The organism is Streptomyces sp. 2131.1 (assembly GCF_900105515.1).
GTDB lineage: Bacteria > Actinomycetota > Actinomycetes > Streptomycetales > Streptomycetaceae > Streptomyces > Streptomyces drozdowiczii.
Map to the genome: position 1 here is coordinate 2,826,897 of NZ_FNSY01000001.1, position 12,246 is coordinate 2,839,142.

At 67.4% G+C, this 12,246-nt stretch carries 7 protein-coding genes; 3 read left to right on the plus strand and 4 right to left on the minus strand.

Annotation, left to right across the window (positions count from 1 at the left end; translation table 11 throughout):
* Nucleotides 1-24 precede the first annotated feature (24 nt).
* Genes BLW14_RS12585 through BLW14_RS12595 form a run of 3 tightly spaced genes read left to right on the plus strand, consistent with a single transcriptional unit; the run spans nt 25 to nt 2,766 of the window.
* Nucleotides 25-1,200, plus strand: a complete 1,176-nt coding sequence (locus BLW14_RS12585; RefSeq protein WP_093707158.1) for a hypothetical protein — start codon at nt 25-27, stop codon at nt 1,198-1,200.
* Complete coding sequence (locus BLW14_RS12590) at nt 1,197-1,706, plus strand: Pycsar system effector family protein (protein ID WP_093707160.1); 510 nt, start codon at nt 1,197-1,199, stop codon at nt 1,704-1,706. Before BLW14_RS12585 ends, BLW14_RS12590 begins: the two co-directional genes overlap by 4 nt.
* Before the next feature lie 25 nt (nt 1,707-1,731).
* Nucleotides 1,732-2,766, plus strand: a complete 1,035-nt coding sequence (locus BLW14_RS12595) for a M48 family metalloprotease (RefSeq protein WP_093707162.1) — start codon at nt 1,732-1,734, stop codon at nt 2,764-2,766.
* A gap of 79 nt (nt 2,767-2,845) precedes the next feature.
* Here BLW14_RS12595 and BLW14_RS12600 read toward each other — a convergent pair whose 3' ends face one another.
* The 4 genes from BLW14_RS12600 to rplJ all read right to left on the minus strand — a co-directional run bounded on the left by BLW14_RS12600 (nt 2,846) and on the right by rplJ (nt 11,984).
* Nucleotides 2,846-6,745 carry a DNA-directed RNA polymerase subunit beta' gene (locus tag BLW14_RS12600; RefSeq protein ID WP_093707164.1) on the minus strand — a complete coding sequence of 1,300 codons (3,900 nt, stop codon included), beginning with the start codon at nt 6,743-6,745 and terminating at the stop codon, nt 2,846-2,848.
* A 130-nt stretch (nt 6,746-6,875) separates the two neighbouring features.
* Nucleotides 6,876-10,361 carry a DNA-directed RNA polymerase subunit beta gene (gene rpoB, locus BLW14_RS12605; RefSeq protein WP_018519319.1) on the minus strand — a complete coding sequence of 1,162 codons (3,486 nt, stop codon included), beginning with the start codon at nt 10,359-10,361 and terminating at the stop codon, nt 6,876-6,878.
* A gap of 597 nt (nt 10,362-10,958) precedes the next feature.
* The gene (gene rplL, locus BLW14_RS12615; RefSeq protein ID WP_073964461.1) at nt 10,959-11,342 is read right to left on the minus strand and encodes a 50S ribosomal protein L7/L12; all 384 of its coding nucleotides are present in this window, start codon (nt 11,340-11,342) and stop codon (nt 10,959-10,961) included.
* Between the two features lie 84 nt (nt 11,343-11,426).
* A complete protein-coding gene (gene rplJ, locus BLW14_RS12620; RefSeq protein ID WP_018101258.1) occupies nt 11,427-11,984 on the minus strand; it encodes a 50S ribosomal protein L10 in 558 nt (185 codons plus the stop codon).
* Between the last annotated feature and the right edge of the window lie 262 nt (nt 11,985-12,246).

The following is a 12,246-nucleotide window of genomic DNA, read 5'->3' on the forward strand; positions in this document are numbered from 1 at the left end:
GACAAGCACAGGAGACCCGCCGACATGAACCCGTTCCACGGTCCCCCCGAGTGGGAGCAGCCGGCCGGACGCCATACCCCTCTCACCGATCCGGTGCTGACCGTGCGCCAGATCTCCCGCTTCGGCTTCGTGCCCCGCAGGCTTACCCGCATCGACCACGCCCTGGTGTTCGCGACCCCTTCCGGCCGGTACACCACCGCGTTGCCGCCGATTCGGCCGACGCGGGCGGAGATCATCAGCAGGCGCTACACCGCCGTGTACGAGGTGGACATGGGCGTCCATCCCGTCCGCGCCGAGCTGTCGCTCCCCAGCAGGAACGACGCCCTGCAGTTCGTGAGTGTCGCCGAGTTGAGCTGGCAGGTGGGCGATCCCGCGGCCTTCGTCGCGTCGAGACACCGCCACGTACCGCGACTGCTGCTCGGTGAACTGGAGCAGGCAGCCCGTGCCGTCGCGCGACGCTTCCCCATCACCGGCAGCACCGAGGCCGAGGCGGAAGTTCTGCGAGCGGTACGGGCCCGGGGCCCACTCGGCGCGCAGGCGGGACTTCTTGTCACGTGGACGCTGAGGCTGCACCGGGATCAGGACAACATCGCCCACGAGCAGCGCATGCAGAGCATCGACCACGCCGCAGTCGAAAGCGTCCACCGCGAACGCCGCGCCATGGAACACGACTTCGAGACGACCCGCCGCGCCCTGGTGCACGGCGAACAGCAGCAGGCACTGGCGCTCCAGCAGCAGAAGTGGCTCACCGAGTTGAAGGACGCGGAACTCGCCAAGGTCGACTTCTACCAACGCCAGCTGGAACAGGGCGGAGTCCGGGCCTTGGCGCTGCACCTCGCCGAACATCCCGACGACACCCGGCTGGTCATGCAGAGTCTTCGCCAGGACCAGCTGAGCATGATCCGGGCCAAGGCGGAGATGGTCACTCAGCTGCTCAACAGCGACAACGTCGAGGGGTACGAGCTCGAAGGCCCCAAGAACCTCGCGCTGCGTGCCCTGCACGACATCCTGAACCACCAGCTGCCGGCGGACGAGACGGGCCGGGGAGCCCCCGCGCCTCGGCTGCCGCTGTCCTCCGAGTGGCCCGAAGAGCCGGAGTCGCCGTTGCCCGATGTGCAGGTCCCCGTGGCCCGGCAACAGCCCCGCACCTCACCACCCGCCCCCGACCAGGACGTGTACCTGTCCAAGGACACGCCGTGAACAGCCCGGACCCGGCCCCCGGCGCGGAGGCCGCGGCACGTCTGCTGGCCGACCTCCGCACCGAGATCGCCCGCGCCGACAGCAAGGCGGCCGTCGTGGTCGCCGCTCTCGGGATCAGCTCGGGCATGGTCTGCGGCATCCTGGCCGGCACCCAGTGGCCGTCGAGCCGTCTGTCCGGGTGGGGTTCCGTCGTCTGGTGGACGGGGATCACCGTCCTTGCCGTCGCCCTGTTGTGCCTCCTGATGGCCGTCGTCCCACGCTACCGGGTCCGTGGCGGAGGGCCGGGCGCTCCCCTCACGTACTTCGGGGACATCCAGCGGGCGGTACGGCTGAACCGGCTTCCCCAGGCACTCGCCGAGACCGAACAGCTGCCAATGCCCGCTCTCCTGGCAGCTCTCGCCGAGACGAGCCGGATCGCGTTGCGCAAGCACCAGTGGATACGGGCCGGACTGGCCGCGGCCTGCTTGGGCGCTCTGATACTCCCCCTTTCCGTGGTCATCGGCTGACCTCCCCTATCCCCCGAGGACGGACATGCCTCAGTACCCCGAACACCAGCGCGACGACCAGGATCGAACCGCCGGTACCGAAGCGGTGGACGATCTCGAGTACCGCCACGCCCCCGGGACCCGACTGCACTTCGCCGCGCGCCAACGCCGGGTGGACACCGCCGCGCTGGGCGGCCTGGCGCTCCACCTCCCCGCGTTCGCGTTCAGCCTCGGAGCGCTTCTAGCCGTCGGCCGGCTCCTCGATCTCGCCTGGCAGGTGCCGTACTGGCTCCCCGCCCTGATCTGGCTGGCGTCCGGGCTGCTGGTCTTCCACCGGCCGGCGGAGGATCTGTACGCCCGGTACGTACTGGGATTCCGCTATCCCCTCCCCGGGGAGCGCGCCCGGTTGGACCCGGTCTGGCGGGAGGTCACGGCACGAGCAGGCGTCGAGGGCGACCGTTACCGCCTCTGGGTGGAGAACACCCCGAACCTCAACGCGTACGCGGCAGCCGGTCACATCGTCGGCGTGACCCGGTTCGCGCTGGAGAACCTGTCGAGCGCCCAGCTCGCGGCCGTACTCGCCCACGAGCTGGGCCACCACACGGGCGGCCACAGCTGGTCCACGCTGGCCGGACGCTGGTACACGCTGCCTGCCCGCGCGGCGTTCCGGGCCGGACGCGCGATCCTGCTCAGCGCCGGAGACCGGGCCCTGCAGCTCGGCTCGGTCACCACCGCGGCACTGATCACCGGGTGCGGCGTCGTGCTACTCGGACCGGCGGCGATCCTGCTGGGCGCGGCGCCGCTGGTGCTGCTCGCCCTCCCCTACGCCGCAGCGGCGCTGAGCAGACGGGCCGAGCTTCGGGCGGACCTGCACGCCGCTTCACTCGGCTTCGCCCCCATGCTCACCGAGGTCCTGCTCGCCATGGAGGAGGGGGAGATCCCCTCGCACTCGGGCCCCGGGCCGGCCACGTCCGGGATGCGCGGCGCCCGTCCAGGACCCGCCGCGCACCTGCTGGCCTCCCACCCGGACTACGCGACCCGCGTGCACCGCCTCCGCCCCTTCCTGGCCCCCGACCGCTGAACGGCGCGAGCCGGAAACGCCGAAGGGCGGCCACCCCGCGTACGGGACGACCGCCCTCCGGGCGTATCAAGCGACTCGCTTACTGGTTGTACGGACCGTAGTCGTAGTCCTCCAGCGGAACGGCCTGGCCGGAGCCCGTGCCGAACGGCGAGTAGTCGATGTCGTCGTAGCCGACGGCCGAGTACATCGCGGCCTTGGCCTCCTCGGTCGGCTCGACCCGGATGTTGCGGTAGCGGGACAGACCCGTACCGGCCGGGATGAGCTTACCGATGATGACGTTCTCCTTGAGGCCGATGAGGCTGTCGGACTTGGCGTTGATCGCCGCGTCCGTCAGGACTCGGGTCGTCTCCTGGAAGGAGGCGGCCGACAGCCAGGATTCCGTCGCCAGCGAGGCCTTGGTGATACCCATCAGCTGCGGACGGCCGGAGGCGGGGTGACCGCCCTCGGTGACCACACGACGGTTCTCGGTCTCGAACTTCGAGCGCTCGACGAGCTCGCCCGGCAGCAGCTCCGCGTCGCCGGACTCGATGATCGTCACACGGCGGAGCATCTGCCGGATGATGATCTCGATGTGCTTGTCGTGGATCGACACGCCCTGCGAGTTGTAGACCTTCTGGACCTCGCCGACCAGGTGGACCTGGACCGCACGCTGGCCGAGGATGCGCAGCACGTCGTGCGGGTTGGTGGCACCCACGGTGAGCTTCTGGCCCACCTCGACGTGGTCGCCCTCGCCGACCAGGAGACGGGCGCGCTTCGAGATCGGGAAGGGGATCTCGTCGCTGCCGTCGTCCGGGGTGACGACGAGCTTCTTGGTCTTCTCGGTCTCCTCGATGCGGACGCGGCCCGCGGACTCGGAGATCGGGGCGACACCCTTGGGCGTACGCGCCTCGAAGAGCTCGACGACACGCGGCAGACCCTGGGTGATGTCGTCACCGGCCACACCACCGGTGTGGAAGGTACGCATCGTCAGCTGGGTACCGGGCTCACCGATGGACTGGGCGGCGATGATGCCGACCGCCTCACCGATGTCGACCAGCTTGCCGGTGGCGAGCGAGCGTCCGTAGCAGAAGGCACAGGTGCCGACCGCGGACTCACAGGTCAGGACCGAGCGGGTCTTGACCTCCTCGACGCCGGCGCCCACCAGGGCGTCGATCAGGACGTCACCGAGGTCGACGTTGGCAGGCGCGATGACCTTGCCGTCGACGACGACGTCCTCGGCGAGCATGCGGGCGTAGACCGAGGTCTCGACGTCGTCCGTCTTGCGGAGGACACCGTCGGCACCCTTGACGGCGATCTTCAGCTTGAGGCCGCGGTCGGTGCCGCAGTCCTCCTCGCGAATGATCACGTCCTGCGAGACGTCCACCAGACGACGGGTCAGGTAACCCGAGTCGGCGGTACGCAGGGCGGTGTCCGCCAGACCCTTACGGGCACCGTGCGTGGAGATGAAGTACTCCAGAACGGTGAGGCCCTCACGGAAGGACGCCTTGATGGGACGCGGGATCGTCTCGTTCTTGGCGTTGGACACCAGACCACGCATACCGGCGATCTGACGCATCTGCATCATGTTTCCTCGGGCACCCGAGTCAACCATCATGAAGATGGGGTTCGTCTTGGGGAAGTTCTCGTTCATGGCCTCGGCAACCTCGTTGGTCGCCTTGGTCCAGATCGCGATGAGCTCCTGCGTGCGCTCGTCCTTGGTGATCAGACCGCGCTCGTACTGCTTCTGGACCTTCTCGTCCTGCTCCTCGTAGCCCTTGACGATGGCCTTCTTGGCCTCGGGCACGACGACGTCGGAGATGGCCACGGTGACGCCCGAACGGGTCGCCCAGTGGAAGCCGGCCGCCTTCAGGTTGTCGAGCGTCGCCGCCACGATGACCTTGGGGTAGCGCTCGGCGAGGTCGTTGACGATCTCGGAGAGCTGCTTCTTGCCGACCGAGTAGTCGACGAACGGGTAGTCCTCGGGCAGCAGCTCGTTGAAGAGCGCGCGGCCCAGGCTCGTCCGCAGCCGGAAGGTGTCACCCGGCTGGTACTCGGGCTCACCCTCCTCGGCGACCGGCGGCACCCAGCCACGCGGCGGGATGGTGCCCACCGGGAAGCGGATGTCGACGGACGACTGGAGCGCCAGCTCGCCGGCGTCGAACGCCATGATCGCCTCGGCCGTGGAGCCGAACGCGCGCCCCTCGCCCTTGGTGTCGCGGAGCTCGCCGTCGGTGGTCAGGAAGAACAGGCCCAGCACCATGTCCTGGGTCGGCATGGTGACGGGACGACCGTCGGCCGGCTTCAGGATGTTGTTCGAGGACAGCATCAGGATGCGGGCCTCGGCCTGCGCCTCCGCGGAGAGCGGCAGGTGCACGGCCATCTGGTCACCGTCGAAGTCCGCGTTGAACGCGGTGCAGACGAGCGGGTGGATCTGGATGGCCTTGCCCTCGACCAGCTGCGGCTCGAAGGCCTGGATGCCGAGGCGGTGCAGGGTGGGCGCACGGTTCAGCAGCACCGGGTGCTCGGCGATGACCTCTTCGAGGACGTCGTACACCACGGTGCGGCCGCGCTCGACCATGCGCTTGGCCGACTTGATGTTCTGCGCGTGGTTCAGGTCGACCAGGCGCTTCATCACGAACGGCTTGAAGAGCTCCAGCGCCATCGCCTTCGGCAGACCGCACTGGTGCAGCTTGAGCTGCGGACCGACGACGATCACGGAACGCGCGGAGTAGTCCACACGCTTGCCGAGCAGGTTCTGACGGAAACGGCCCTGCTTGCCCTTCAGCATGTCGCTGAGGGACTTCAGCGGGCGGTTACCGGGGCCGGTGACCGGGCGACCACGACGACCGTTGTCGAAGAGGGCGTCCACGGCCTCCTGGAGCATGCGCTTCTCGTTGTTCACGATGATCTCGGGCGCGCCGAGGTCGAGAAGCCGCTTCAGGCGGTTGTTGCGGTTGATCACGCGGCGGTACAGGTCGTTCAGGTCGGAGGTCGCGAAGCGGCCACCGTCCAGCTGCACCATCGGACGCAGGTCCGGCGGGATGACCGGCACGCAGTCGAGCACCATGCCCTTGGGCTTGTTGCTGGTCTGCAGGAACGCGGAGACGACCTTGAGGCGCTTGAGCGCACGGGTCTTCTTCTGGCCCTTGCCGGTACGGATGATCTCGCGGAGGCGCTCGGCCTCCTCGTCGAGGTCGAAGGACTCCAGGCGCTTCTGCAGCGCGGCGGCGCCCATGCAGCCGTCGAAGTACGTGCCGAAGCGGTCACGCAGCTCGCGGTAGAGCAGCTCGTCGCCCTCCAGGTCCTGGACCTTGAGGTTCTTGAAGCGGCTCCACACCTCGTCGAGGCGGTCGATCTCGCGCTGCGCACGGTCGCGCAGCTGCTTCATCTCGCGCTCGGCACCCTCGCGCACCTTGCGGCGCACGTCGGCCTTGGCGCCCTCGGCCTCCAGCTCGGCCAGGTCGGTCTCGAGCTTCTTGGCGCGGTTCTCCAGGTCGGAGTCGCGGCGGTTCTCGATCTGCTGGCGCTCGACGGAGACGTGCGCCTCCAGCGACGGGAGGTCGCGGGTACGGCGCTCCTCGTCGACGAACGTGATCATGTACGCGGCGAAGTAGATGACCTTCTCGAGGTCCTTCGGCGCGAGGTCCAGCAGGTAGCCGAGGCGCGACGGGACGCCCTTGAAGTACCAGATGTGGGTGACGGGAGCGGCAAGCTCGATGTGACCCATGCGCTCACGGCGCACCTTGGCGCGCGTGACCTCGACGCCACAGCGCTCACAGATGATGCCCTTGAAGCGGACACGCTTGTACTTGCCGCAGTAGCACTCCCAGTCCCGGGTCGGACCGAAGATCTTCTCGCAGAAGAGTCCGTCCTTTTCGGGCTTGAGGGTGCGGTAGTTGATGGTCTCCGGCTTCTTGACCTCGCCGTGGGACCAGGTCCGGATGTCGTCCGCGGTGGCAAGGCCGATCCGCAGCTCGTCGAAGAAGTTGACGTCGAGCACTTGTCGTCAATCCCTCTTTCGGGGGTTCGAGCCCCCTCGCGTCACGCGAGTAAAACGGGGCACTTCAGCAATGGTCTGAACGGGTCCGGGGAGAGCCGGCCGGATCACGGGGATCCGGCCGGCCAACCCGTCAGACCTCTTCGACGCTGCTCGGCTCGCGCCGGGACAGGTCGATACCGAGCTCCTCCGCCGCGCGGAAGACGTCCTCGTCCGTGTCGCGCATCTCGATGGACATGCCGTCCGAGGACAGCACCTCCACGTTGAGGCAGAGCGACTGCATTTCCTTGATGAGCACCTTGAAGGACTCGGGAATGCCCGGCTCGGGGATGTTCTCGCCCTTGACGATCGCCTCGTAGACCTTCACGCGGCCGGTGACGTCGTCGGACTTGATCGTCAGGAGTTCCTGGAGGGCGTATGCGGCGCCGTAAGCCTCAAGGGCCCACACCTCCATCTCACCGAATCGCTGACCACCGAACTGCGCCTTACCACCCAGCGGCTGCTGCGTGATCATGGAGTACGGGCCGGTCGAACGCGCGTGGAGCTTGTCGTCGACCAGGTGGTGCAGCTTGAGGATGTACATGTAGCCGACCGAGACCGGGTCCGGGAACGGCTCGCCGGAGCGGCCGTCGAACAGCTGGGCCTTGCCGGAGGGCTGCACCAGACGCATGCCGTCGCGGTTCGGGATCGTGGCCTCGAAGAGACCGGAGATCTCGTCCTCGCGCGCACCGTCGAAGACGGGCGTGGCGACGTTGGTGCCGGGGGCGACCTGGTCGGCGCCGATGGCCTGCAGGCGCTTGGCCCACTCGTCACCGAGGCCGGAGACGTCCCAGCCGCGGCTGGCGAGCCAGCCGAGGTGGATCTCCAGGACCTGTCCCGGGTTCATTCGGGACGGGACACCCAGCGGGTTGAGGATGATGTCGACCGGGGTGCCGTCCTCCAGGAACGGCATGTCCTCGATCGGCAGGATCTTCGAGATGACGCCCTTGTTGCCGTGACGGCCGGCGAGCTTGTCACCGTCGGTGATCTTGCGCTTCTGCGCGACGTAGACGCGGACCAGCTGGTTCACGCCCGGCGGCAGCTCGTCGCCCTCTTCGCGGTCGAAGACGCGGACGCCGATGACCTTGCCGATCTCGCCGTGCGGCACCTTCAGCGAGGTGTCGCGGACCTCGCGCGCCTTCTCACCGAAGATCGCGCGGAGCAGGCGCTCCTCGGGGGTCAGCTCGGTCTCACCCTTGGGCGTGACCTTGCCGACCAGGATGTCGCCCGCGACGACCTCGGCACCGATACGGATGATGCCGCGCTCGTCGAGGTCGGCGAGGACCTCCTCGGAGACGTTCGGGATGTCCCGGGTGATCTCCTCGGGGCCGAGCTTGGTGTCACGGGCGTCGACCTCGTGCTCCTCGATGTGGATCGAGGAGAGGACGTCGTCCTGCACGAGGCGCTGCGACAGGATGATCGCGTCCTCGTAGTTGTGACCCTCCCACGGCATGAACGCGACGAGCAGGTTCTTGCCGAGCGCCATCTCACCGAACTCGGTGGCCGGACCGTCGGCGAGGACCTGGCCCTCGATGACCCGGTCGCCCTCGGAGACGACGACCTTCTGGTTGACCGAGGTGCCCTGGTTGGAGCGCATGAACTTCGCGATGCGGTACGTGGTGTACGTACCGTCGTCGTTCGTCACTGTGATGTAGTCCGCGGAGACCTCCTGGACCACACCGTCCTTCTCGGCCTTCAGCACGTCACCGGCGTCGGTGGCGCAGCGGTACTCCATGCCGGTGCCGACCAGCGGGGCCTCGCTCTTGATGAGCGGGACCGCCTGGCGCATCATGTTCGCGCCCATGAGGGCACGGTTGGCGTCGTCGTGCTCCAGGAACGGGATCATCGCGGTGGCGACGGACACCATCTGGCGCGGCGAGACGTCCATGTAGTCGACCTCGCCACCGGGGACGTAGTCGACCTCGCCGCCACGACGGCGGACCAGGACGCGGGGCTCGGTGAAGCGCAGGTCGTCGGAGAGCGTCGCGTTCGCCTGGGCGATGACGAAACGGTCTTCCTCGTCGGCGGTGACGTAGTCGACCTCGTCGGTGACCTGGCCGTCGACGACCTTGCGGTACGGCGTCTCGATGAAGCCGAACGCGTTGACGCGGCCGTACGAGGCGAGCGAACCGATCAGACCGATGTTCGGACCTTCGGGGGTCTCGATCGGGCACATGCGTCCGTAGTGGGACGGGTGCACGTCTCGGACCTCGAAGCCGGCCCGCTCACGGGACAGACCACCCGGGCCGAGCGCCGACAGACGGCGCTTGTGGGTGAGACCCGAAAGCGGGTTGTTCTGGTCCATGAACTGCGACAGCTGGCTGGTGCCGAAGAACTCCTTGATGGAGGCGACGACCGGCCGGATGTTGATCAGGGTCTGCGGCGTGATCGCCTCGACGTCCTGGGTCGTCATGCGCTCGCGCACGACGCGCTCCATACGGGCGAGACCCGTACGGACCTGGTTCTGGATGAGCTCGCCGACGTTGCGCAGACGGCGGTTGCCGAAGTGGTCGATGTCGTCGGTCTCGACGACGATCGTCCGGCCGGACTCGCCCACGGTCTCGGTCTCACCGGCGTGCAGCTTGACCAGGTACTTGATGGTCGCGATGACGTCGTCGGTGGTGAGCACGCCGGCGTCCAGCGGCTCGTCGGCGCCGAGCTTCTTGTTCACCTTGTAGCGGCCGACCTTCGCGAGGTCGTAGCGCTTCGGGTTGAAGTAGAGGTTCTCGAGCAGCGTCTGAGCGGCCTCGCGGGTGGGCGGCTCGCCCGGGCGGAGCTTGCGGTAGATGTCGAGCAGCGCGTCGTCCTGGCCCTGGGTGTGGTCCTTCTCCAGGGTGGCGCGCATCGACTCGTACTCGCCGAACTCCTCGAGGATCTGCTCGGTGGTCCAGCCGAGAGCCTTCAGGAGGACGGTGACGGACTGCTTGCGCTTGCGGTCGATGCGCACACCGACCATGTCGCGCTTGTCGATCTCCATCTCCAGCCAGGCACCCCGGGAAGGGATGATCTTGGCGGAGAAGATGTCCTTGTCGGACGTCTTGTCGATCGACGAGTCGAAGTAGACACCCGGCGAGCGGACCAGCTGCGACACCACGACACGCTCGGTGCCGTTGATGACGAAGGTGCCCTTGTTGGTCATGAGCGGGAAGTCGCCCATGAAGACCGTCTGGGACTTGATCTCGCCGGTCTCGTTGTTGGTGAACTCGGCCGTGACGAAGAGCGGGGCGGCGAACGTGAAGTCGCGCTCCTTGCACTCGTCGATCGAGTTCTTCGGGGGCTCGAAGCGGTGGTCGCGGAACGTGAGCGACATCGACCCGGAGAAGTCTTCGATCGGTGAGATCTCCTCGAAGATCTCCTCGAGGCCGGACTTGGTGGGGACGTCTTGTCCACTGTCCAGAGCAGCCTCGACGCGAGCCTTCCAGGCGGCGTTGCCGAGGAGCCAGTCAAAGCTCTCGGTCTGCAGCGCGAGGAGGTTCGGAACCTCGAGGGGCTCCTTGATCTTTGCAAAAGAGATGCGCAGCGGGGCGGTGCTGGCGCCGTTGTTCGTATTCGCGGTCGAGGCGTTGCGCGAGGCGGCCAAGAGGGGGTCCTTCCGAGGGCTCGGACTCACTACGCGCGTACCGGTCCCAAACTGGACATGAGGGCAGAAAATCCCTGGTCAGGGATGATCGGTCCACGATGCACAAGATGGGTATGCCCCTGGTGACGGGCAGGAGGCAGCTAACAGGCAGCGCAAAGGGTCAGTGTAGCCAAGTGCCACACTGATGTCCAGTCGGGGTTTTCAGAGACCCACGTTGCTCTCAACAGCTGTTCTCAACACCCTTGTCCAAGCCCTGCGCGAGGTGCGCCCTTCTTTACTGCCCGCTTCACCGTCGATCCATGCCTCGGATTCGGATCGATTCGGCGACGCGCCTTGAGAATTGCGCGCCGCGTGCGGTTCGTCAAGGCCCCCTCGGCCCCGCCGGCCCCCGGGCCCCGCGTACGCCCGCCCTCGGCGGCGGCCACGCGCCCCACGAGAGGCGCACGGCGAAGATCACCATACTCGTCAACGCGGGAAGGGCAAGGCACCCGCCCCGGGGACGCCGAAAGGCGACCACCCGAACGGGTGATCGCCTTTCGCGATGTGACTCCGTGCCTCGCGGCACGGGTGTCCTGAGGAGTCAGAGGACTCCTGAGGTCACTTGACCTCGACGGAGGCGCCGGCGCCCTTGAGGGACTCGGCAGCCTTGTCCGCGGCGTCCTTGGCGACCTTCTCGAGGACGGGCTTCGGGGCGCCGTCGACGAGGTCCTTGGCCTCCTTCAGGCCGAGGGAGGTCAGCTCGCGCACGACCTTGATGACCTGGATCTTCTTGTCACCGGCGGCGGTGAGGATGACGTCGAACTCGTCCTTCTCCTCCTCGGCCGGGGCAGCCGGGCCACCCTGGGCCGGGCCCGCGACGGCGACGGCCGCGGCGGCGGTGACGTCGAACTTCTCCTCGAAGGCCTTCACGAACTCGGCGAGCTCGATGAGGGTGAGCTCCTCGAACTGAGCGAGCAGGTCTTCCTGGGACAGCTTCGCCATGACAGGCGTCCTTCCACTATTCGGCAGGTGCCGGATGTATGTGTCGGCGGGCGTACACGGTGCCCGCTGGACCGCTGAGCGTGATTACTCGGCGGCCTCGGCGGGAGCCGGCGTACCGGCACCGCCCTGCTCCTCCAGCTTGACGCGAAGCGCTTCCGCAGTGCGGACGAACTTCGACGGCAGCGCCTGGAAGAGCTGCGCAGCCTGGGTCTGCTTGCCCTTCATGGCACCGGCCAGCTTGGCGAGCAGAACCTCGCGGGACTCGAGGTCCGCGAGCTGCTTGATGTCATCGGCGGACAGTGCCTTGCCATCAAGGACACCGCCCTTGATGATCAGGTTCGGGTTGTCCTTGGCGAAGTCACGAAGACCCTTCGCCGACTCCACCGGGTCACCGGTGACGAAGGCAACCGCCGTCGGACCTGCGAACAGGTCGTCCAGCGTGTCGATCCCGGCCTCGTTGGCCGCAATCTTGGTCAGCGTGTTCTTCACCACGGCGTACTGGGCGTTCTCACCGAGCGAACGGCGCAGCTGCTTGAGCTGTGCAACGGTGAGACCCCGGTACTCGGTCAGCACGGCGGCGTTCGAGCTGCGGAACTGGTCCGCGAGCTCGGCTACCGCAGCAGCCTTGTCGGGCCTTGCCATAGCGTCGGCCTCCTTCCGGGTGATGAGGACCGCTCAAAAGGACCCGGAAAGACGAAACGCCCCGGCGCAGGCGCCAGGGCGTAGCTCGACCGAAACGAAGTCCGGGAGCTTTCCACAGTCACCTGCGCAGGTCGTCCGCATCAACGGAGCCTTCGGTTGCCCGAACCCTTGCGGATCCAGGACAACGACCAGCGGTCTTTGGCTTCTGCAGAAGAGTACGCGACTCGGGTCGCGCCGGGCAAATCCGTCCCGCTTCGGATGG